This is a genomic window from Cellulosimicrobium cellulans, from assembly GCF_042723955.1.
GTDB lineage: Bacteria > Actinomycetota > Actinomycetes > Actinomycetales > Cellulomonadaceae > Cellulosimicrobium > Cellulosimicrobium cellulans_H.
The window spans coordinates 1-20846 of sequence record NZ_JBHXIC010000049.1; the positions used below are offsets into that span (position 1 = coordinate 1).

General features: G+C 73.7%; 20 protein-coding genes and 1 pseudogene. 12 read left to right on the forward strand and 9 right to left on the reverse strand.

Annotated features, from left to right (window positions below; translation table 11 throughout):
• Positions 1-703: pseudogene (locus ACFWH7_RS13655) on the reverse strand (hypothetical protein); the annotation flags it as partial.
• 75 nt (positions 704-778) lie between these two features.
• Here ACFWH7_RS13655 and ACFWH7_RS13660 point away from each other — a divergent pair.
• Complete coding sequence (locus tag ACFWH7_RS13660) at positions 779-1267, forward strand: MarR family winged helix-turn-helix transcriptional regulator (RefSeq protein ID WP_378217057.1); 489 nt, start codon at positions 779-781, stop codon at positions 1265-1267.
• A gap of 58 nt (positions 1268-1325) precedes the next feature.
• On the opposite strand, the gene ACFWH7_RS13665 is transcribed toward ACFWH7_RS13660, so the two are convergent.
• Entirely contained in the window at positions 1326-2771 is a 1446-nt protein-coding gene (locus ACFWH7_RS13665; protein ID WP_378217058.1) for a class II fumarate hydratase, read from the reverse strand.
• Between the two features lie 98 nt (positions 2772-2869).
• Positions 2870-3547 carry a carbonic anhydrase gene (locus tag ACFWH7_RS13670; RefSeq protein WP_277512461.1) on the reverse strand — a complete coding sequence of 226 codons (678 nt, stop codon included), beginning with the start codon at positions 3545-3547 and terminating at the stop codon, positions 2870-2872.
• 128 nt (positions 3548-3675) lie between these two features.
• Between ACFWH7_RS13670 and ACFWH7_RS13675 the strand changes: the two genes are divergently transcribed.
• The 4 genes from ACFWH7_RS13675 to ACFWH7_RS13690 all read left to right on the forward strand — a co-directional run bounded on the left by ACFWH7_RS13675 (position 3676) and on the right by ACFWH7_RS13690 (position 8228).
• Positions 3676-4968 (forward strand): sugar ABC transporter substrate-binding protein, encoded by a 1293-nt coding sequence (locus ACFWH7_RS13675; protein ID WP_378217059.1) that lies wholly within the window; start codon positions 3676-3678, stop codon positions 4966-4968.
• Between the two features lie 89 nt (positions 4969-5057).
• Positions 5058-6020, forward strand: coding sequence for a carbohydrate ABC transporter permease (locus ACFWH7_RS13680; RefSeq protein ID WP_378217080.1), 963 nt, complete (start codon positions 5058-5060; stop codon positions 6018-6020).
• Positions 6020-6871, forward strand: coding sequence for a carbohydrate ABC transporter permease (locus tag ACFWH7_RS13685; RefSeq protein ID WP_087471521.1), 852 nt, complete (start codon positions 6020-6022; stop codon positions 6869-6871). The genes ACFWH7_RS13680 and ACFWH7_RS13685 overlap by 1 nt, the downstream gene beginning before the upstream one ends.
• 103 nt (positions 6872-6974) lie before the next feature.
• The gene (locus ACFWH7_RS13690; RefSeq protein ID WP_378217060.1) at positions 6975-8228 is read left to right on the forward strand and encodes an ABC transporter ATP-binding protein; all 1254 of its coding nucleotides are present in this window, start codon (positions 6975-6977) and stop codon (positions 8226-8228) included.
• Positions 8229-8301: 73 nt separating this feature from the next.
• Here the strand turns inward: ACFWH7_RS13690 and ACFWH7_RS13695 are convergent, their stop codons facing one another.
• From ACFWH7_RS13695 to ACFWH7_RS13710, 4 genes are all read right to left on the reverse strand, one after another.
• Entirely contained in the window at positions 8302-9267 is a 966-nt protein-coding gene (locus ACFWH7_RS13695) for a carbohydrate kinase family protein (RefSeq protein ID WP_378217061.1), read from the reverse strand.
• Positions 9264-9563: an exodeoxyribonuclease VII small subunit gene (locus ACFWH7_RS13700; protein WP_378217063.1), complete on the reverse strand. Its 300-nt coding sequence runs from the start codon at positions 9561-9563 to the stop codon at positions 9264-9266. The genes ACFWH7_RS13695 and ACFWH7_RS13700 overlap by 4 nt, the downstream gene beginning before the upstream one ends.
• 61 nt (positions 9564-9624) lie before the next feature.
• On the reverse strand, positions 9625-10968 hold the full coding sequence (gene xseA / locus ACFWH7_RS13705; RefSeq protein ID WP_378217064.1) for an exodeoxyribonuclease VII large subunit: 1344 nt from the start codon (positions 10966-10968) through the stop codon (positions 9625-9627).
• 82 nt (positions 10969-11050) lie between these two features.
• Positions 11051-12502: a polysaccharide deacetylase family protein gene (locus ACFWH7_RS13710; protein ID WP_378217065.1), complete on the reverse strand. Its 1452-nt coding sequence runs from the start codon at positions 12500-12502 to the stop codon at positions 11051-11053.
• A 228-nt stretch (positions 12503-12730) separates the two neighbouring features.
• Here ACFWH7_RS13710 and ACFWH7_RS13715 point away from each other — a divergent pair, with 228 nt between their 5' ends.
• Entirely contained in the window at positions 12731-13822 is a 1092-nt protein-coding gene (locus ACFWH7_RS13715) for a 4-hydroxy-3-methylbut-2-enyl diphosphate reductase (protein WP_378217066.1), read from the forward strand.
• A gap of 45 nt (positions 13823-13867) precedes the next feature.
• On the opposite strand, the gene ACFWH7_RS13720 is transcribed toward ACFWH7_RS13715, so the two are convergent.
• Positions 13868-15376 carry a DNA recombination protein RmuC gene (locus ACFWH7_RS13720; RefSeq protein WP_378217067.1) on the reverse strand — a complete coding sequence of 503 codons (1509 nt, stop codon included), beginning with the start codon at positions 15374-15376 and terminating at the stop codon, positions 13868-13870.
• Positions 15377-15495: 119 nt separating this feature from the next.
• On the opposite strand from ACFWH7_RS13720, the gene ACFWH7_RS13725 reads away from it, so the two are divergent.
• The 3 genes from ACFWH7_RS13725 to ychF are packed head-to-tail and all read left to right on the forward strand — an operon-like array spanning position 15496 to position 19085.
• Positions 15496-16380, forward strand: a complete 885-nt coding sequence (locus ACFWH7_RS13725) for an ABC transporter ATP-binding protein (protein WP_378217068.1) — start codon at positions 15496-15498, stop codon at positions 16378-16380.
• On the forward strand, positions 16362-17948 hold the full coding sequence (locus ACFWH7_RS13730; RefSeq protein WP_378217069.1) for a hypothetical protein: 1587 nt from the start codon (positions 16362-16364) through the stop codon (positions 17946-17948). Before ACFWH7_RS13725 ends, ACFWH7_RS13730 begins: the two co-directional genes overlap by 19 nt.
• A 51-nt stretch (positions 17949-17999) precedes the next feature.
• Positions 18000-19085 carry a redox-regulated ATPase YchF gene (ychF, locus tag ACFWH7_RS13735; RefSeq protein WP_378217071.1) on the forward strand — a complete coding sequence of 362 codons (1086 nt, stop codon included), beginning with the start codon at positions 18000-18002 and terminating at the stop codon, positions 19083-19085.
• Between the two features lie 34 nt (positions 19086-19119).
• On the opposite strand, the gene ACFWH7_RS13740 is transcribed toward ychF, so the two are convergent.
• The gene (locus ACFWH7_RS13740) at positions 19120-19482 is read right to left on the reverse strand and encodes a hypothetical protein (protein WP_378217072.1); all 363 of its coding nucleotides are present in this window, start codon (positions 19480-19482) and stop codon (positions 19120-19122) included.
• Between the two features lie 223 nt (positions 19483-19705).
• Between ACFWH7_RS13740 and ACFWH7_RS13745 the strand changes: the two genes are divergently transcribed.
• The 3 genes from ACFWH7_RS13745 (at position 19706) to ACFWH7_RS13755 (ending at position 20797) form a co-directional block, all read left to right on the forward strand.
• On the forward strand, positions 19706-20185 hold the full coding sequence (locus tag ACFWH7_RS13745; protein WP_375809771.1) for a carboxymuconolactone decarboxylase family protein: 480 nt from the start codon (positions 19706-19708) through the stop codon (positions 20183-20185).
• An 80-nt stretch (positions 20186-20265) separates the two neighbouring features.
• Positions 20266-20661, forward strand: coding sequence for a DUF1801 domain-containing protein (locus ACFWH7_RS13750; RefSeq protein ID WP_378217073.1), 396 nt, complete (start codon positions 20266-20268; stop codon positions 20659-20661).
• Entirely contained in the window at positions 20648-20797 is a 150-nt protein-coding gene (locus ACFWH7_RS13755; protein ID WP_378217081.1) for a DUF6357 family protein, read from the forward strand. The genes ACFWH7_RS13750 and ACFWH7_RS13755 overlap by 14 nt, the downstream gene beginning before the upstream one ends.
• Positions 20798-20846: the final 49 nt, after the last annotated feature.

Genomic DNA, 20846 nt, shown 5'->3' on the forward strand with positions numbered 1-20846 from the left:
CCCGGGCGACGGCGGCGCGCGCCGCGCGTGCCTCGGGCACGACCGCGGGGAGCGTCTCCGCCTCGCGCACGACCGCTGCGACGGCGTCGGCGGCGCGCCGGACGGCGAGGCGCGCGGGTGCCGTCGGGCGCACGAGCGCGCCGGACATGCAGACGAGCCACGCGAGGAGCGCGCCGGACGCGGCGGCGAGCACGCGCGGGCCGAGGTCGGCGAGCGCGGGTGAGCCCGCGAGCCCGGCTCCCGCGGCGAAGACGACGATCGTCGCGCCCGGCGGACCGGTCCGGACGAGGAGGCAGAAGGCCGTCGCGCCCGCGGCGAGCAGCGCGACGGCCGCCGTCGTCACGAGCGTGGGCACGCCGGCGACGGCGAGGAGGGTGAACGCCGCGATCGTGCCGGACATGAGCGCGCCGACGGTGGCGAGGAGGGCAGCGCGGCGGCGGTAGGGGTCGTACCGGCCGTAGAGCGACGTGAGCGCGCCGAGCGACGCGAACGCCGCGAGGTCGGGGCGGCCGAGCAGGCCCGGGACGGCGATCGCGAGGGCGACCGCCGCGCCGCACCGCAGCGCGGCGGCGAGGGTCGCGTCGGCAGGGCTCACGCGCAGCGCGTCGCGCAGGTGGGCGGGGTCGAGGACGTCCTGGGCGGCGGCACGCACGGGTGCGAGGGCGGGCGGCGCGGGCAAGGGGATCGAGGAGAGGAGCGGCATGACCGGTCCACCGTACCGGTGATTCGAGGATGTTTCACTAGTGAAACACTGTGAGGTCCGCCCTATCCTGGGTCGGTGGACTACGTGGACCGCGTGCGAGCGGAGTGGGCCGAGCAGCGGCCGGACCTCGACACCTCGACCTCCGCCGTCGGGGCGCGGCTGCGCCGTGCCGCCGGTCTCCTCGAGGGCGCGCTCGAACGCTCGGCCGCCCGCCACGACGTGTCGCGCGCGGAGTTCGACGTGCTCGCCGCCTTGCGGCGCGCGGGGCGGCCGCTGCGGGCGGGCGAGGTCACCACGATGACCGGCGCCCCCGGTGCGTCGATCACCAAGCGCCTCGACCGGCTCGAACGCGCCGGGCTCGTCGAGCGGACCGTCGCCGAGCGGGACCGCCGCGGCGTCCTCGTCGCCCTCACGGGGGACGGCGTCGCGCTCGTCGACGAGGTCTTCCCCCAGCAGCTCGACCGGGAGCGGGCTGCGCTCGCGGACCTCGACGACGCCGAGCGCGCCGAGCTCGCGCGGCTGCTCGGCGTCGTCCTGCGCCGCCTCGACCCGGTCGACTACTGACCGACCGCCCAGACACCGCAGACGCCGAGAGCCGGGCGGACCCGATCGGTCCGGTGGATCAGGCCTGCGGCGGGCGCGTCATCGACAGCACGTCGAGCGCCTCGTCGAGCTGCGCCTCGGTGACCTCGCCGCGCTCGACGAAGCCGAGGTCGAGCACGGCCTGGCGGACGGTGAGGCCCTCCTTGACGGAGTGCTTCGCGACCTTCGCCGCCGCCTCGTAGCCGATCACGCGGTTGAGCGGCGTGACGATCGACGGCGAGGACTCGGCGAGCGCGAGCGCCCGGTCGACGTTCGCGGTGATCCCCGCGACGGTCTTGTCGGCCAGCACGCGCGACGCGTTCGCCAGGAGGCGGATCGACTCGAGCACGCCCTGCGCGATGACGGGGATCTGGACGTTGAGCTCGAAGGAGCCCGACGCGCCCGCCCACGCCACGGTCGCGTCGTTGCCGATCACGCGCGCGGCGACCATGAGCACGGCCTCGGGGACCACCGGGTTCACCTTGCCCGGCATGATCGAGCTGCCCGGCTGCAGGTCCGGGATGAAGATCTCGCCGAGGCCCGTGTTCGGGCCCGAGCCCATCCAGCGCAGGTCGTTGCAGATCTTGGTGAGCGAGACGGCGATCGTGCGCAGCGCGCCCGAGAGCTCGACGAGGCCGTCGCGCGAGGACTGCGCCTCGAAGTGGTCGCGCGCCTCGGTGAGCGGCAGGCCCGTGTCCTCGACGAGCAGCGCGATGACGCGCTGCGGGAACCCGGCGGGCGTGTTGATGCCCGTGCCGACGGCGGTGCCACCGAGCGGGACCTCGGCCGCGCGGGGGAGCGCCGCCTCGAGGCGCTCGACGCCGTACCGGATCGCGGCGGCGTACCCGCCGAACTCCTGCCCGAGCGTCACGGGCGTGGCGTCCATGAGGTGCGTGCGGCCCGACTTCACGACGGTCGCGAACTCCGCCGACTTGGCCTCGAGCGCCTCGGCGAGGTGGCCCAGCGCGGGCACGAGGTCGCGCACGACCCCGGCGGTCGCGGCGACGTGCACCGACGTGGGGAACACGTCGTTGGAGGACTGCGAGGCGTTGACGTGGTCGTTCGGGTGTACGTCGCGCCCGAGCGAGCGCGTGGCGAGCGTCGCGAGGACCTCGTTGGTGTTCATGTTCGACGACGTCCCGGACCCGGTCTGGTAGACGTCCACCGGGAAGTGCGCGTCGTGCGCGCCCGACGCGACCTCGTCGGCCGCGGCGACGATGGCGGCGGCGACGTCCTCGTCGAGCACGCCGAGCTCGGCGTTCGCCCGGGCCGCGGCCTTCTTCACGCGCGCGAGGGCCTCGATGTGGCCGCGCTCGAGCGGCGTGCCGGAGATCGGGAAGTTCTCCACGGCGCGCTGCGTCTGCGCGCGGTAGAGGGCCTGCGCGGGGACGCGCACCTCACCCATGGTGTCGTGCTCGATGCGGTACTCGGTCGTCGGTACGGCCTCGCCGGCGGCGGCGCCGGAAGCCTCGGGAGATGCAGTCATGGGGCCATCCTGCCGCACCGCCCGCGGGCACCCGCAACCCGCGTGACGGAGGTCACGCGGGCTGCGGGGCGGGCCGGTCGCGCGTCGTCGTCGCGGCCTCAGGCGTCGGCGAGAGGTGCCTCGCCGACGTCGCCGACGACGTCGACCAGATGGGCGCGGCCCTCGGCGAAGTCGTACTCGACGCCGACGATCGCGCAGCGCCCCTCCGCGACCGCGGCCGCGAGGCCGGCGGAGTACGAGTGGAGCATGTCGACCGTGTTGCGCACGTGCTCGCGGCGCAGCACCGCGGGGTCGAGGTTCTCGAGCGAGCCGTTGCCGGCGCCCGTGATCTTCGCGATCGACGGGATGACGCGGTCGACGACGGCCCGGACGAACCCGTCCGCCTGGGCGCCGGTCGTGAGCGTCTCCACCGCGGCGCCCACGGCGCCGCACGAGTCGTGCCCCAGCACCACGACGAGCGGCGCGGAGAGGATGTCCACCCCGTACTCGATCGAGCCGAGCACCGTGGTGTCGACGACGTGGCCCGCGGTGCGCACGACGAACATGTCGCCGAGGCCCTGGTCGAAGATGATCTCCGCCGCGACGCGCGAGTCCGAGCACCCGAACAGCACGGTGTGCGGGTGCTGCGAGGCCGAGGTCTCGCGTCGGCGGTCCGCGCCCTGCGAGGGGTGCAGCGGGGCGTCGGCGACGAAGCGGTCGTTGCCGGCTCGCAGCGTCGCCCACGCCTCGGCAGGGGTGAGCGAACGGACCGGCTGTGCGGGGGCGGGAGAGGTCATGGCCCCCATCATCGCGCAGGTCGGGGCGTGCCCGAGGTGCCCGTTCGCATGGCGGGCCGGGCCGGGGGGCGGTATCCATGAAGGGTGACACCCCGGAGACGGGGAAGCCGCGACCGAGGGGAGCTGACGTGCGTCGACGCACCCGAGCGCTCGCCGTCCTGGTCGCCGTGGGGCTCGTGGCGCCGCTCGCCGCGTGCGGCCCGGGCGACGACGGGACGCCGGTGCTCACGTGGTACATCAACCCGGACAACGGCGGCCAGGCCGACATCGCCGCCTCCTGCACGGAGGCCGCCGGGGGCGCGTACCGGATCCAGACCGAGCTCCTGCCCCGCGACGCCGCGTCGCAGCGCGAGCAGCTCGCCCGCCGCCTCGCGGCGAAGGACTCGTCGATCGACATCATGAGCCTCGACCCGGTGTTCATCGCCGAGTTCGCGGAGGCCGACTTCCTCGCCCCGGTGCCCGGCGACGTCGCCGACGCGACGACGCAGGACGTCGTCCAGGGCGCGATCGACGCGTCGACGTGGAAGGACGAGCTGGTCGCCATCCCGTTCTGGGCCAACACCCAGCTCCTCTGGTACCGCAAGTCGGTCGCCGAGGCCGCGGGGCTCGACATGTCGCAGCCCGTCACGTGGGACCAGATCATGCAGGCGGCCCAGGACCAGGACAAGCTCCTCGCGGTCCAGGGCGCCAAGGCCGAGTCGCTGACCGTGTGGATCAACGCGCTCGTCGAGGGCGCGGGCGGGCACATCCTCGAGAACCCGGAGGCGCCGGCCGACGAGGTCGAGCTCGGCCTCGACACCGACGCGGGCAAGGCGGCCGCGACCATCATCGGCGAGATCGGGACGTCGGGGGTCGGCGGCCCGGGGCTGCCGAGCGAGGACGAGCCGGCCTCCCTGACGAAGTTCCAGGGTGACCGCGGGTCGTTCATGGTCAACTGGCCGTTCGTCTGGTCCTCCACCCAGGGCGCGGTCGACGCGGGGTCGCTCGACCAGTCCCTGCTCGACGACATCGGCTGGGCCCTCTACCCGCAGACCACCGAGGACGAGGACGCCCGTCCGCCCTACGGCGGCATCTCGCTCGGCATCGGCGCGTTCGGCAAGCACACCGACCTCGCGTACGAGGCGGCGCAGTGCATCGTCAGCCCGGAGAACCAGGCCGAGTACTTCGTGACCAACGGGAACCCGGCCGCGAGCATCAAGGCCTACGACGACCCCGACGTCCAGGAGGCCTTCCCCATGTACGACGTCATCCGCGACTCGCTCGACCAGGCCGCCCCGCGGCCGCAGACGCCGTACTACAACGAGATCTCCACGGGCCTCCAGCAGACGTGGTACCCACCGGCGTCCGTCGGCCCCGACACGACGCCGCAGCAGTCCACCGAGTTCATCACCGCCGTCCTGCGAGGGGAGCGACTCCTGTGAACGCCGGACCTCCCGCCGAGCCCGCACCCCGCGGCCGGCACGCCTCCACGCCGTCGACCACCGAGGGGTCGCCGAGCCGCCGCGACGCTGTGTCCCGCGGCGAGTCGCGCGGCGGGTCCCGCGGCGCGCCCGACGCCGCCGCGAAGGCCGCGCGCAGCGACCGGGCCCGCGCCGAGGCGCGCCTCGGGTGGTACCTCGCCGGGCCGGCATTCGTCGTCATGCTCGCCGTGACGCTGTACCCGATCCTCCAGGCGGTCTACGACTCGCTCTTCAACTACAAGCTCACCGCCCCGGACGACCGCGCGTTCGTCGGTCTGAACAACTACGTCGTGATCCTCACGGACTCGGTGTGGTGGCGCGACCTCGGCGTCACGCTCTTCATCACGGTCGTCACCGTGCTCATCGAGCTCGTCCTCGGGTTCGCGCTCGCCCTCGTCATGCACCGCGCGATCAAGCGCCTGCGCGGGCTCCTGCGCACGGCCATCCTCGTGCCGTACGGCATCATCACCGTCGTCTCGGCGTTCGCGTGGTTCTACGCGTTCGACATCACGTCCGGGTACGTCAACCACTGGTTCGACTGGGTGCCCGGCATCGGACCCGACCTCAACTGGTTCGCGCAGCAGGGCACGAGCCTGTTCGTCATCATCATGTCCGAGGTGTGGAAGACGACGCCGTTCATCTCGCTCCTGCTGCTCGCCGGCCTCGCGCAGGTGCCGGGCGACCTCGAGGAGGCCGCCAAGGTCGACGGCGCGACCGCGTGGCAGCGGTTCACGCGCGTGATCGTGCCGAACATGAAGGCCGCCATCATGGTCGCCGTCCTGTTCCGCGCGCTCGACGCGTTCCGCATCTTCGACAACGTCTTCATCATGACGAACGGCGCCAACGGCACCGAGGTGCTGTCCCTGCTCGCGTACCGCACCTCGATCGGCCAGCTCCAGATCGGCATGGGCTCGGCGATCTCCGTGCTGCTGTTCCTGTGCGTGGTGCTCATCTGCTTCATCGCGATCAAGCTCTTCAAGGTGGATCTCGCCGGCGCGAGGGGGGAGAAGTGATGGGCAGCGTCCTCAGCACCCGGGCCAAGATCTGGTGGGCCGTCATCACGGTCGTCGTCCTCGTCGGGGCGCTGTTCCCCGTGCTGTCGATCTTCATGACGAGCTTCAAGGGGCCCAGCGACATCAACTCCGGGACGTTCCTGCCGCCGCAGTGGAGCACCGACAACTACGAGCAGATCCTCGCCTCGGGCGGGTCGGCGCAGGAGCTGTTCCTCTCCGCGCTGCGCAACTCGATCGGCATCTCGCTCATCGCGACCGTCATCGCCGTCGTGCTCGCGACGCTGTGCGCGTACGCGATCGCGCGCCTGAACTTCCCGGGCAAGCGCCTCATCCTCACGACGGCGCTCGGCGTCTCGATCTTCCCGGTCGTCTCGATCGTCACGCCGCTGTTCAACCTGTGGCGCAACATCGGTCTGTACGACACGTGGCTCGGCCTCATCATCCCGTACCTGTCGCTCACGCTCCCGATCTCCATCTGGACGCTCGCCGCGTTCTTCCGGCAGATCCCGTGGGAGCTGGAGCAGGCCGCGCAGGTCGACGGCGCGACCCCCTGGCAGGCGTTCCGCAAGGCGATCGTCCCGCTCGCGGCGCCCGGCGTCTTCACGACGGCGCTCATCGCGTTCTTCATCGCGTGGAACGACTTCGTCTACGGTATCTCGCTCACGTCGACGAGCGCGGCCCGTCCGGTCCCGGCGGCGCTCGCGTTCTTCACCGGCGCGTCGTACTTCGAGGAGCCGACCGGCGCGATCTCCGCGGCGGCCGTCGTCGTGACGATCCCGGTCGTCGTGCTCGTCGTGCTGTTCCAGCGCCAGATCGTCTCCGGCCTGACCCAGGGGGCGGTGAAGGGATGAGCCGCACCGCCCCGCCCACCGCCCCGCAGCCCGCCGCGGCACCGCCGCGGCCCGCCCGTGCCGTCGGGCACCGTGCCGCACGTCGAACCCGAGGAGAGAGCTGATGGCGTCGATCACCCTCAAGGACATCGTCAAGCGCTACGGCGACGGGTTCCTCGCCGTGGACCGCGTGAACCTCGACATCGCCGACGGCGAGTTCGTCATCCTCGTCGGACCGTCCGGCTCCGGGAAGTCGACGGTCCTGCGCATGATCGTCGGACTCGAGGACATCACGTCCGGCGAGCTCGACATCGACGGCGCGCGCGTCAACGAGAAGGCGCCGCGCGAGCGCGACCTCGCGATGGTCTTCCAGAACTACGCGCTCTACCCGCACCTCACGGTGGCCGAGAACATCGCGTTCCCGCTGCGCCTCGCCAAGGGCAAGCACAGCGAGGAGGAGATCCGTGGGAAGGTCGAGCGTGCGGCAGACATGCTCGACCTGCGCGAGCACCTGGACCGCAAGCCCGCGAACCTCTCCGGCGGCCAGCGCCAGCGCGTCGCGATGGGACGCGCGATCGTGCGCGACGCGAAGGCGTTCCTCTTCGACGAGCCGCTCTCGAACCTCGACGCCAAGCTGCGCGGGCAGACCCGCACCGAGATCGCGCGCCTCCAGCGGCGGCTCGGCACGACGACCGTCTACGTCACGCACGACCAGACCGAGGCCATGACGCTCGGCGACCGCGTCGCCGTGCTGCGCCGCGGCGTGCTCCAGCAGGTCGCGAGCCCGCGCGGGCTCTACGAGCAGCCCGTCAACCTGTTCGTCGCGGGGTTCATCGGCACGCCGCCCATGAACTTCCTGCCGGGCGAGGTGTCGGGCGGGCGGATCACGCTGCCGTTCGGCGAGTTCGACATGCCAGAGAACGTCGCGGCGGTCGTGGGCGACCGGAGCCTCGTCATCGTGGGACTGCGGCCCGAGCACTTCGAGGACGCGCGGCTCGTGGACCCGTCCAAGAAGGACCGCGGCCACACGTTCGAGATCCAGATCGACGTCACCGAGTGGCTCGGGGCGGAGCTCTACGCCTACGTGCCGTTCGACATGCACGAGTCCGTGAAGGGCCAGCTCGAGGAGCTGGACCGCGAGCTCGACGGCGAGGGCCTGCGCAGCCAGTTCGTCGTCGCCCTGGACTCCGCGTCGCGCGTGCGCGACGGCGACACCACGGAGCTGTGGTTCGACCCGACGAAGATGATGATCTTCGATCCCGAGACGAGCGAGAACCTCACGCGCGACGACGCCGAGGCCGACCGCATCGAGGAGGAGAACACCGAGGACCGCCGGCGGTCGCTGGAGCGCGCGCAGAAGCAGGACGCCCAGGTCTGAGGGCGCCGGGCGCCGCCCGGGCGACTCTCCCGGGCGGCTTCCGTGCGTCCCCCGAGGCGCGCCGGCCTGCCGATCAGGCGGACGCGAGCTCGGCGCGGCGGGGCGGGTTGGCGCCGGCGCGGGAGACGGTGACGGCGGCGACGGCCGCGCAGCGTTCGAGCAGGCCGGTGAGCGTGGCGGCGTCGATCGCGCGCAGCGCGTCGCGGTGGTCCGCGCCGAGGAGGCCCGCTTCCCAGAGCCCGTCGACGAGCGCGCCCATGAACGAGTCGCCCGCGCCGACGGTGTCCACGACGTCCACGCGCGGCGCGGCGACGCGCTGCTCCCCGGCGGCGGTGACGGCGACGGCCCCCTCGCCGCCGAACGTCACGACGACGAGCGCGGGACCGAGCGCGAGCCACCGGCGGGCGACGGCGACCGGGTCCGCTCCGGGCACGAGCCACGCGACGTCCTCGTCGCTGACCTTGACGACGTCGGCGAGCGCGACGAGCGCCTCGATCCGGGCGAGGGCGTCGGCGGGGTCGCCCATGAGGGCGGGGCGGGCGTTGGGGTCGTAGGTGATCGTGGCGGTGTCGCGCGCGGCGGCGACCAGGGCGCGGACGTCGGACGCGCCGGGCTCGAGGACGGCGGCGATCGAGCCGGTGTGCACGGCGAGCGTCCCGGCGCCCGGGGCGGTGCCGGCGGGGACGCGCCACTCCAGGTCGAACTCGTAGGTCGCGGCCCCCTGGGCGTCGAGGTGGGCGGTGGCGACGCTGGTCCGGTCGGCGTCGGTGCTGCCGGGGGCGAGGGTCACGGCGGAGTCGTCGAGCCAGGCCCGGATCGCGTCGCCGCGCTCGTCCGTGCCGAGCCACGTGGCCAGGCGCGCGTCGCGGCCGAGCCGCCCGAGGGTGAGGGCGACGTTGGCGAGGCTGCCGCCGGGGTGCTCGTCGACGCTGCCGTCGGCGCGGTGCACGACGTCGATCAGCGCCTCTCCGACGACGAGCACGTGCTCGCCCTGCGCAAGGGCGCCGTCGGTCGAGGGGGCGGCGGGGGAGGTGCTCATCGGTCGTCTCCGGTGGTGTCGTCGGGGGTCTCGTCGTGCTCGTCGTGCTCGTCGTGCGCCTGCGGGGCGCGTGCCGCGTCGAGCCGGGCACGCGCGCCGTCGAGCCACTCCTGGCAGCGTGCGGCCAGCGCCTCGCCGCGCTCCCAGAGCGCGAGCGACGCCTCGAGCGGCTCGCCGCCGGCCTCGAGCCGCGCGACGACCTGCACGAGCTCGTCACGCGCCTGCTCGTAGGACAGCGTCGCGACGTCGGGCGTGACAGCGTTGTCAAAGGAAGTCACGGCAGTATTCAACCCCATCTGTGCATCGTGGTCGGACCGGGCGTCCGGGAGCCGGACACCTCGGGGTGCGGGACGCGCCTCACGGCGCGCCCCGGGAAGCGTCGGGTGCGGGCCCGTCGTCGTGCGTGGCAGTGACCGCCGCGTCGAGCGCACCCTGCGCGAGCCGCACGTGGACCACGTCACCCGCCGCCACGTCGTCGGGGGAGCGGACCACGTGGCCGTCCGTCCGCTGCACGACGGCGTACCCCCGCTCGAGCGTCGACGCCGGCGACAGGGCACGGACCTGGGCCTCCAACCGGCCCACCTCACCCGAGGCGCGCACGAGCCGCGTGTCGAGAGCGCGCCGCGCGCGGTCGCGCAGCGCGGCCACGCGCTCGGCGTGGTCGGCGAGCATCGTGCCGGGCGCGGCCAGGACCGGGCGGGACCGGAGGCCGTCGAGCAGGGCCTGTTCCCGTGCCACGCGCGCCGCGACCGCCGCCCGCAGCCGGTGACGGCCCTGCGCCACCCGGGCCCGTTCCTCCGCGACGTCCGGGACGACCCGCTTCGCCGCGGCCGTCGGGGTCGAGGCGCGGTAGTCCGCCACGAGGTCGAGGAGCGGGCTGTCCGTCTCGTGCCCGATCGCGCTCACGAGCGGGGTGCGGCACGCTGCCGCGACCCGGACGAGGGCCTCGTTCGAGAAGGGCAGGAGGTCCTCCACCGCGCCACCGCCACGCGCGACGACGATCACCTCGACGTCCGGGTCGGCGTCGAGCGCGCGGATCGCGTCACCCACCTGCTGGACCGCGTGTGCGCCCTGGACCGCGACCTCACGGATCTCGAACCGGACCTGGGGCCAGCGGGCGCGTGCGTTGACCACCACGTCGTGCTCGGCCTTGGACTCCCGTCCGCACACCAGCCCGACGACCTTCGGCAGGAAGGGCAGCGGCCGCTTGCGGTCGGCGTCGAACAGCCCCTCGGCCGCGAGCACGCGCTTGAGGTGCTCGATGCGCGCGAGCAGGTCGCCCACGCCCACCGGCCGGATCTCGCGCGCCTGGAGCTGGAGGGTGCCGCGCCGCGTCCAGAACACCGGCTTGGCGTGCACGACGACGTGCGCGCCCTCCGCCAGCGGCGTGCCGTCGAGCACGCGCGTGGCCGCGGAGACGGGCAGGGACATGTCGAGGTCGGTGTCGCGCAGCGTGAGGAACGCGGTCGACGTGCCCGGACGGCGGTTGAGCTGCACGACCTGCCCCTCGACCCACACGGGCGCCATCCGGTCGACGTACTGCTCGATCTTGCGGGCGAGGAGCCGCACGGGCCAGGGATGGTCCGCGCTCGTCTCGAGCGCGCGCGCCGGCAGCGGGCCGCGGTCCCCGGGACGGGGGGACCGCGCGGACGGCGTGCCCGGCCGCGGGACGTCGTCGGGCAGCGGGAGCGAGGCGGTCACGGGACCAGCCTGCCGCACCCCACCCACGCCCACCCGGCGCGCCCACCGCTCGGAGCGGGCGTCGCCATGGTCGGGCGGCCGCTCACGGGGCGAGCAGGTCGACCGTCACGAGCACGTACCCCTGGGCGCGCAGGTCGTCGATGATGCCGGGCACGGCGTCGACCGTCGTGGCGTGGATGTCGTGCATGAGGACGACGCTGCCCGGCCGGGCACCCTCGACGGCGCGCCGTCGGGTCTCCGCGGCGTCCTTGGTCTTCCAGTCGAGCGTGTCGAGGTTCCACAGGATCACCTGGAGCCCCGTGCGCGTCGCGACGGACCGGACGCGGTCGTTGACGTCGCCGTACGGGGGCCGGAGGAACGTGGGTGTCTCGCCGGAGGCCGTCGTGATCGCCTCCTGCGTGCGCTCGAGCTCGGCGCGCACCTCGTCGTCGTCGAGCGTCGTGAGCTGCGGGTGGTCCCACGTGTGGTTCGCGAGGAGGTGGCCCGCGGCGGCCGTGTCCCGCACCACGTCCGGGCGCTTCTCGACGTTGGTCCCGACGAGGAAGAACGTCGCGGTGACGTGCTTCTCGGCGAGCGTCTTCAGCAGGCGCTCGGTGTCCGCGCCCGGCCCGTCGTCGAACGTCAGCGCGACGCACCGGTCGACCGTGCAGTCCACCCCCTGCGCCCGCCCCAGCTCCCGACGCTGCTGGAGCGTCAGCGCCAGCCGGTCGCTCCACACCGCCTCGGTGGCGTCGAGCACGGCGTCCCGCTGCGCCACGGTCTCGGCGACGGGAGCACCGCCCACGTCGGCGTCGAGCGTGGGGCCCGCGGCGGCGAGCGCGGCGTCGAGCGACGTGCGGTGCGCCTCGTCGGAGACGAGCCCCGCCGACTCGGTGAGCACCGGGCGGCCCTCCGCGACGGCGTCCTCGAGCCCGTCGTACGCCCACTGCTGCCACGCCGTCGCGACGTCCTGCGTCGCCCCGACGACTGCGGCCGTCGCGTCGTCGAGCGCCTCGGGCGACGGCACAGACCCCGTGACGACCTCGAACCGGCGCTCCGGCAGGGAGCGAGGGAAGAACGGGTTCGGGCGCGTGAGCGCGTCGACCGTGCGGTCCTCGACCGGGTACTCGACGGGCGCCCCGACGAGCGTCGCGGCCTCCGGCAGCGCCGCCGCCAGCGGGTCGCGCACGGCGGGGTCCTCGACCTGCCCCTCGCTCTGCGCCAGCACGGCGCCACCGACCAGCTCCGCCACGGCGAGCGTCGCGAGGCGGGGGAGGTAGGCCGCCTCCGCCTCGGCGCGGGCGGTCACGGTGTCGCGCTCCGTCTGCTCGACCTCGGTGTGGTGCTCCTCGACCGACGCGACCCACCGGTCGTGCTCCAGCGACGCCGCGAGGACGAGCGTCCCCGCCACCACGACGGCGACCGTGGGCACGAGCCAGGGCCACACGCGGCGCCGTCGTCGCGTCGGCTCGGCGGGGTCGACGGGTTCCCCGGACGCACGCTGGTCGGACGCGTCAGGGGTCTGGGGTTCGGTCGGGTCGAGGTCGTCGGCCATCACTCGATCCTCCGGGGACGTCGGACGTCCGGCGACCCGGAGCGCCGTCCCGCCGGGGTGAGATCCGTCTCCCGGTCCGGCGCCCGTGCCCCTCGTGCGAGCGAGTCGCGGAGGGACGGTGGAGCACCGGCGTCGGTGCTGTGAGGAGGGCGGCTGGGGCGCGGTCGCGGCCGGTGGTGACGGGCCTCACCGGGGTCGGCGCGCGGGCGCTCGCCTAGACTCGGTGGCGTGAGCGACCTCCCCGCCGGCTCGTCCGCGCACCCGTCCGACCGCCCCGCCGTCCCGTCCGAGGCGGCCCCGCAGAACGCGGCACCCCGCAAGCGCGTCCTGCTGGCCGCGCCGCGTGGCTATTGCGCGGGCGTGGACAGGGCCGTCGTCGCGGTCGAGAAGGCGCTCGAGCACTACGGTGCGCCGGTGTACGTGCGCAAGGAGATCGTGCACAACAAGTTCGTCGTCGAGACGCTGAGCGAGCGCGGCGCGGTCTTCGTCGACGAGACCGACGAGGTGCCGGAGGGCGCACGCGTCGTGTTCTCGGCGCACGGCGTCTCGCCCGCGGTCAAGGCCGCCGCCGCGGCGCGCAACCTCGACACGATCGACGCCACGTGCCCGCTCGTGACCAAGGTGCACAAGGAGGCCGTCCGCTTCGCCAAGGACGACTACGACATCCTCCTCATCGGTCACACGGGGCACGAGGAGGTCGAGGGCACGGCCGGCGAGGCGCCCGACCACGTCCAGGTCGTCGACTCGCCCGACCACGTCGACGACGTCGTGGTCCGCGACCCCGACAAGGTCGTGTGGATCTCGCAGACCACGCTCTCGGTCGACGAGACCATGGAGACCGTCCGCCGGCTGCGCGAGAAGTTCCCGACGCTCCAGGACCCGCCGAGCGACGACATCTGCTACGCGACGCAGAACCGCCAGGTCGCGGTGAAGAAGCTCGCGCCCGCGGCGGACGTCGTCATCGTCGTCGGCTCGGCGAACTCGTCGAACTCGGTGCGCCTCGTCGAGGTCGCGCTCCAGGCGGGTGCCGGGGCGTCGTACCGCGTCGACCGGGCGAAGGAGATCGACCCGGCTTGGCTCGACGGCGCGACGACCGTCGGGGTGACGTCGGGCGCGTCGGTGCCCGAGATCCTCGTGGACGACGTGCTCGCCTACCTCGCGGAGCGGGGGTTCGGCGAGGTCGAGGAGGTGCGCACCGCGACGGAGGACCTCATGTTCTCGCTGCCGCGCGAGCTGCGCGCGGACCTCAAGTCGTCCGGGTCCGACGGCGGTCGTCCGGCACGCGGGGGCCGCACCTCGCTCTCCGTCCAGCCCGTCTGACGGCCGCGCCGGAGTCGGCCGCAGCCGCCGGCTCCGGGCGGGCGGTCACGCGCTCGCCCCGCCGGCCGACGGCTCCCGACGGGACTCCTCGCGGTCCTCGGGGCGCTCGTCGATGGCGACCACGGACTCGTTGACGGACGCGAGCAGCTCGGGCGCGCTCACGGCGCTGAGCTGCGGGTTCACCGTCGGCGGCGTCGTGAGGTCGTCGTCCACGACGTGCAGGTCGGCGAACCGGCGCGCGCTGACGAGCACGCGCGTCTCGAGCGATCCGACTGTCCGGTTGTAGGAGTCCGCGGCGCTCTGGAGCTGGCGCCCGAGCTTGGCCAGGTGGGAGCCCATGACCGCGAGGCGGCCGTGCAGCTCCTTGCCGAGCGTGAGCACCTGCTGCGCGTTCGTGGCCAGGGCGTCCTGCCGCCACGCGTACGCGATGGTCCGTAGCATCGCGACCATGGTCATGGGCGTCGCGATGACGACGTTCTTCGTGACGGCGTGCTCGAGGAGCGACGGGTCCTGCTCGACGGCGGCGGAGAGGAACGACTCCGCCGGGACGAACATGACGACGAACTCGGGGGCCGGGCCGAACTGGTCCCAGTACCGCTTGGCGCCGAGGTCGTCGACGTGCTTGCGCATGTGGCGCGCGTGCGCGGCGAGCCGGTCGGCGCGCACCGCGGGGTCGGTCGCGCCCTGCGCGTCGAGGTAGCCGAGGAACGCGACCTTGGCGTCGACGACGACCTGCTTGCCCCCGGCCAGGCGGACCACCATGTCGGGGCGCAGCGCGCCGTCGTCGGTCGTGACCTGGTCCTGCTCCACGAAGTCGACGTGGGGGAGCATCCCGGCCGCCTCGACCACGCGGCGGAGCTGGAGCTCGCCCCACGCCCCGCGCACCTGCGACGACCGCAGCGCGGTGACGAGCTGCGACGTCTCGACCCGCAGCAGCTCCGACGCGTCGCGGACCCCGCGCACCTGCTCGGCGAGGCTGCCTTGCGCCGCGAGCCGCGCGCGCTCGGCCTCGGCGACCTCGGCACGCACCTTCTCGAGCGCGCCCGCGAGCGGCTCCACGAGGTGCCGCACGGCCTCCTCGCGGCGCTCCAGCTCGGCCGCGCCCTGCTCCTGGCTGCGGCGCAGCCGCTCCTCCGCCTGGACCAGGAACTGCTCCGTCCCCGCCGCCAGCACCTTGCGCGAGAGCGCCTCGAACTGCGCCTCGAGCCGGCGGTGGTCACCCTGGACCTCCTCGACGCGGCGCTCGGCCGCCGCCCGCAGCTCGGCGAGCTGCTGCTCGTGCGTCGCGCGCGCGAGGTCGAGGCGCTCGTCGGCGCTGCGCTGGGCCGCGCCGAGCTGGCGCACGAAGCCCTCGCGCTCGGCTTCCAGCCGCTCCGCAAGCCCCGCGCCGCGCGCCGCCTCCTGCTGCGCCTGCCCCAGGAGCTGGGTGAGCCGACGGACCTCTGCCGCGGCGGCGTCGGGCGACGCGCGCCGCACGGTGAGGACGAGCGCGGCACCGCCGACGAGCCCCAGCACGAGGCCGACCGCGAAGAGCAACCATCCCGAGGTGTCCATGGCGGCACCCTCCCACGGGGGACCGACACGACGACGCCCGACACGTCGCGCGCGCCCTGGTGGACAGGTCGTGACGAAAGGCACCGGCGGAGGTCCGAGGGCTCCGCTACGTTGGCCGCATGGTCGATCCCACCCCCGTACCGCCCGTCGCGCCGGCCGGCGCGCCCGCCCCCGCGCCGGGCCTGGCGCACGGCGCCGCACCAGAGCCGCTCCCCGGCACCCCGCCCGGCCTCCCGACGCCGCCCGACCCCGCCGCCGCGCTCTCGCTGCGCGGGCTGTGGAAGCGGTTCGGCGAGAAGATCGCCGTCGCCGGCATCGACCTGGACGTGCCGGCGGGCTCGTTCTACGGGCTCGTGGGGCCCAACGGCGCGGGCAAGACGACGACCCTGTCCATGGCGACCGGGCTGCTGCGCCCCGACGCGGGCTCCGCGCACGTGCACGGCACCGACCTCTGGACCGACCCCACCGCGGGCAAGCGACAGCTCGGCGTGCTGCCCGACGGCGTCCGACTGTTCGACCGGCTCACCGGCGCGCAGCTCGTGACCTACGCGGGTCTCCTGCGCGGCATGGACCGGGACACCGTGGCCGAGCGCACCGCCGAGCTGCTCGCGGCGCTCGACCTCGCGAAGGACGCCACGACGTTCGTCGTGGACTACTCCGCGGGCATGACCAAGAAGATCGCGCTCGCGACCGCGCTCATCCACGCGCCGCGGACGCTCGTCCTCGACGAGCCGTTCGAGGCCGTCGACCCGGTCTCGGCCGCCAACATCCGCGACATCCTCGCGGGCTACGTGGCGAGCGGCGGGACGGTCGTCGTGTCGTCGCACGTCATGGACCTGGTGCAGCGCATGTGCGACCACGTCGCCGTCGTCGCGGGCGGGCACGTGCTCGCGGCCGGCACGGTCGACGCGGTGCGCGGCGACCAGAGCCTGGAGGACCGGTTCGTCGAACTCGTCGGTGGCCGGCAGAGCACGGAGGGCCTGGCGTGGTTGCGCAGTTCGTAAGGCTCAAGCTCACCCTCATGGGCAACACGTTCCGGCGGAGCGTGTGGCAGACCATCGGGTTCCTCGTCGGGGCGCTCTACGGGCTCTTCGTCGTCGGGATGCTCGTCGTCGGGATGGTCGTGCTCGGCACGGACGACCCGGCGCTCGCGGGGTCGATCATGATCCTCGTCGGGGCGCTCGCCGTGCTCGGGTGGTGGGTGATCCCGCTCTTCGCGTTCGGGGTCGACGCGACCCTCGACCCCCAGCGCTTCGTCCTGTTCGGCATCCCGCAGCGCCGGCTCCTCGCCGGGCTCGCCGTCGCGGGCGTCGTGTCGATCCCCGGGATCGTCACGACCCTCGCCGCGCTCGGTGTCTCCTTCGCCTGGTGGCGCACGCCGCTCGCGGTGCTCGCCGCGCTCGTCGGCGCGGTCCTCGCGGTGGCGCTGTGCGTCGTCGGCTCCCGGGCGACGACGACGGCCCTGGCCCCGCTGCTCGAGTCGCGCCGCTACCGCGAGGTCGTGACGATCGCCGCCTTCGTGCCGCTCGTCCTCGTCGGCCCGGCCTTCGCCTGGGTCGGCTCGCAGCTCGGTGAGGGCCCGGTCGACGGGGACGCGGTGCGGGGCATGGTGACGCGCCTCGCCGAGATCGCGGCCTGGACCCCGTTCGGCGCCCCGTGGGGCCTGGGTGCCGCGGTGCACGACGGCGCGTGGGGCCTCGCGCTCGCGCGGCTCGTCGTCGTGCTGGCCACGCTCGCGCTGGCGTGGGTCGTGTGGGACAAGGCGCTCGCCCGCGCACTCGTGACGCCGCCCGCGGCGGGCTCCGGGGGTCGGGCCAAGGGGCTGGGCTTCTTCTCCCGGTTCCCTGCGACGCCGACCGGGGCCGTCGCGGCGCGCACCGCGACCTACTGGCTCCGCGACCCCCGCTACTCGGGGTCCATCGCCGTCGTCCCGCTCATCCCGGTCGTGCTGCTCGTGGTGGGCGGGGGGTCAGGGTCCGAGATCTTCCTCGCCCTCGCCCCGTTCACCGCGTGGATCCTCGGCTTCTCGATCTCGGCCGACATCGCGTACGACCACACGGCGTTCGCGCTGCACGTGTCGACGGGGGTCTCCGGGCGTGCGGACCGGTGGGGCCGCGCCCTCCCGGTGCTCGTCGCCGGGGGCGCCGTGTCGCTCCTGTTCGCGGTGGTCTCGGTCGCCGTGGCGGGACGGTGGGACACGCTGCCGGCGCTGCTCGGCCTGACCGTCGGCACGCTCCTGGTCGCGACCGGCGTCTCGAGCGCGACGTCGGCGCGGCTGCTGTACCCCGTGCCCAAGCCCGGCGACAGCCCCTTCAAGCAGCCGCAGGGCGCCGCGATGGCGACGCTCGTCGCGCAGTCGGTCGCGATGCTGCTCGTCCTCGCGCTGTCGCTCCCGTTCCTCGTGCCGGGGCTCGTCGCGATCCTGGCCGACCTGCCGGTCGTGGGCTGGGTGACGCTCGTCGTCGGGGTCGCCGTCGGGGTGGTCGTCCTGCTCCTCGGCGTCCGCTGGGGCGCCCGCGCGTACGACCGGCGCGCGCCCGAGCTGCTCCAGAAGGTGATGTCCGCGGCCTGAGCTCCGGGCCGGGTCCGCGCACCGCGGCCCCGGCCCGTAGACTCGGGCGACGTGGCACTCACTATCGGCATCGTCGGCCTGCCCAACGTCGGCAAGTCCACCCTGTTCAACGCCCTGACGCGCAACCAGGTCCTCGCCGCGAACTACCCGTTCGCGACGATCGACCCGAACGTCGGCGTCGTCTCGCTCCCCGACCCGCGGCTCGACAAGCTCGCCGAGATCTTCGGCAGCCAGCGCGTCCTGCCCGCGACCGTGTCGTTCGTCGACATCGCCGGGATCGTCAAGGGCGCCAGCGAGGGGGAGGGGCTCGGCAACAAGTTCCTCGCGAACATCCGCGAGGCCGACGCGATCTGCCAGGTGACGCGGGCGTTCGCCGACCCGGACGTCGTCCGCGTCGAGGGTTCGACGGACGCCGAGGGCGACATCGAGACCATCAGCACCGAGCTGATCCTCGCGGACCTCCAGACGCTCGAGAAGACGGTCCCTCGCCTCGAGAAGGAGGTGAAGATCAAGAAGGGCGACGCCGCCCTCCTCGACGCCGCCCAGAAGGCGCAGGCGATCCTCGAGGCCGGGACGACGCTCTTCCAGGGCGCCGCCGCCGCCGGGCTCGACCTCGCCGACGTCGCGAGCCTCCAGCTCCTCACGGCCAAGCCCTTCATCTACGTGTTCAACACCGACGACGCCGGCCTCGTGGACGACGACCTGCAGGACCGCCTGCGCGCGCTGGTCGCACCGGCCCAGGCGATCTTCCTCGACGCGAAGTTCGAGTCCGAGCTCGTCGAGCTCGAGCCGGACGAGGCGAAGGAGATGCTCTCCGAGTCGGGGCAGGACGAGGCCGGGCTGGACCAGCTCGCGCGCGTCGGGTTCGACACCCTCGGGCTCCAGACCTACCTCACAGCGGGTCCCAAGGAGGCGCGCGCCTGGACCATCCGCAAGGGCTGGACCGCGCCGCAGGCCGCAGGGGTCATCCACACCGACTTCGAGCGCGGCTTCATCAAGGCCGAGGTCGTCTCCTTCGAGGACCTCGTCGCGACGGGGTCCGTCGCCGCCGCGCGCGCCGCGGGCAAGGCGCGCGTCGAGGGCAAGGACTACGTCATGGCCGACGGCGACGTCGTGGAGTTCCGCTTCAACGTGTGACCCGGCTGACCTGGCTGACCCGGCTCGTCGTGCGCTACCGGCGCCAGGCGCTCCAGCCGGCCGCCCAGTAGACCGGCCGCCAGCCGAGGCGGTTCCAGTCCCGGGGTGCTTCCTCGACGTGCACCCGAGCGACGGCATCCAGCCCGGGACCGCCCCAGGTCTGGGCCTGGAACTCGGCGACCGTGTCGTCGATGTCTTCCTGGCAGGCCTCGGCCCGACCGTCGGCCACGACGAAGTGGAGGACGGTCGGGTTGGTCCTGGCGTCCACGAACAGCGCGCGGACGTCGGGCGAGATGTTGCCCAGGGCGGCCTGGACGGCGGCCAGGACGGTCACGTTCTCGCGGTCGAGGGCCGCCTTCTGCTCCTCCGTCAGCTCCGGGCTGTAGTAGTCGTGCACGCGCCGAGAGTATCGATCCGGGCGGAACGCCGGTCGGATCGACGACGACGGCGTCGGGTCTCGTGGACGGCCGTGCCACGAGGTCCGCCCGCGCAGCTGGCGTCGTCCTGCCGATCGTTAACCCGTGGCGCAAGGGACGTTGCTCGACCGGTCGTTGTTCGGGGTCGGGTGGCCTGCGAGGCTCGAGACGTACCGAGCAGCCACCACGGCAAGGAGAACTGAGATGACTTCCACGACCCCCGTCGCGACGCCTCGGATGTCGAACCCGGCGATGCTCCTCGAGGGCGCCTCGGGTGCGATCTTCGCGCTGATGAAGGCAGCCCGGCAGACGGACCTGGCGCACTCGACGCTCGAGCTCGTGCACCTACGGACCAGCCAGATCAACGGCTGCAGCTCCTGCGTGGACTCGGGCGTGAGATCCGCGAAGCAGGCGGGCGAGAGCGACGAGCGTCTGCACGCGGTGGTCGCCTGGCGCGAGACGCCGTACTTCACGGACGAGGAGCGCGCCGCGCTGGCGCTGGCAGAGAGCGTCACCCGGCTCGCCGATCGACCGGACGCCGTCCCCGACGAGGTGTGGGACGAGGCGGCGAGCTTCTTCGACGAGCGCCAGCTGGCCGCCCTGGTCCTCTACGTCGCGACGACCAACCTCTTCAACAGGCTCAACGCGACGACGCGTCAGCTCGCCGGTGGCTCCTGGAGCTGAGCGGGTACCGACCCGAGCAGACGAGCCGCCCCCGACGCACGAGAGGCACGACCATGGCACTTGTGGGAGACCCCGGACACGTGAGCCCTGACGAGACGTCCGCAGGGACAGAGATCGACGCGATCGTCGCCGTCGCCGGCGGGTGGCGGGCGGAGACGCTCGCCCGAGTCCGTCGCGTCGTCCTCAGCGCGGACCCGGAGATCGTGGAGGAGATCAAGTGGCGGAAGCCCTCGAGACCGGAGGGCGTCCCCACGTGGGTCTGCCAGGGAAACGTCTGCATGGCGGACCTCCTGAAGAGAGCCGTGCGGCTGACCTTTCCCGCGGGTGCCCGGGTGGACGACCCGGCGGGCCTCTTCAACGCACGGCTGGACGGCGCCACGATCCGGGCGATCGATCTCTTCGAGGACTCGGAGATCGACGACGACCAGCTTCGCCAGCTCGTGCGTCGCGCGGTCGCGGCGAATCGGCAGGGTTGAGGCGGCCGGCCTACCGGTCGAGCCGAGACCCAGAGAGGCGACGAGCCGCGCCTGCCCGGACCTCGTCCACGGCGCCGTGGCGACGGTGGGCTTCCTCGTCTGCTCGGAGGTCGCCGACCGGTCGCGAGCCTCGTGACCGCGCCGACCTCGGACGGCCCGACGCCCGGCCGGGTGCGGTGCGTCCG

Excerpts from the sequence above, each read along its gene's own strand:
- ACFWH7_RS13695 (WP_378217061.1), bottom strand. The coding sequence starts at position 9,267 with ATGAGCACCTCCCCCGCCGCCCCCTCGACCGACGGCGCCCTTGCGCAG.
- ACFWH7_RS13700 (WP_378217063.1), bottom strand. The coding sequence starts at position 9,563 with ATGGGGTTGAATACTGCCGTGACTTCCTTTGACAACGCTGTCACGCCC.
- ACFWH7_RS13725 (WP_378217068.1), top strand. The coding sequence starts at position 15,496 with ATGGTCGATCCCACCCCCGTACCGCCCGTCGCGCCGGCCGGCGCGCCC.
- ACFWH7_RS13720 (WP_378217067.1), bottom strand. The coding sequence starts at position 15,376 with ATGGACACCTCGGGATGGTTGCTCTTCGCGGTCGGCCTCGTGCTGGGG.
- ACFWH7_RS13685 (WP_087471521.1), top strand. The coding sequence starts at position 6,020 with ATGGGCAGCGTCCTCAGCACCCGGGCCAAGATCTGGTGGGCCGTCATC.
- ACFWH7_RS13710 (WP_378217065.1), bottom strand. The coding sequence starts at position 12,502 with ATGGCCGACGACCTCGACCCGACCGAACCCCAGACCCCTGACGCGTCC.
- ACFWH7_RS13690 (WP_378217060.1), top strand. The coding sequence starts at position 6,975 with ATGGCGTCGATCACCCTCAAGGACATCGTCAAGCGCTACGGCGACGGG.
- ACFWH7_RS13670 (WP_277512461.1), bottom strand. The coding sequence starts at position 3,547 with ATGACCTCTCCCGCCCCCGCACAGCCGGTCCGTTCGCTCACCCCTGCC.
- ACFWH7_RS13665 (WP_378217058.1), bottom strand. The coding sequence starts at position 2,771 with ATGACTGCATCTCCCGAGGCTTCCGGCGCCGCCGCCGGCGAGGCCGTA.
- ACFWH7_RS13745 (WP_375809771.1), top strand. The coding sequence starts at position 19,706 with ATGACTTCCACGACCCCCGTCGCGACGCCTCGGATGTCGAACCCGGCG.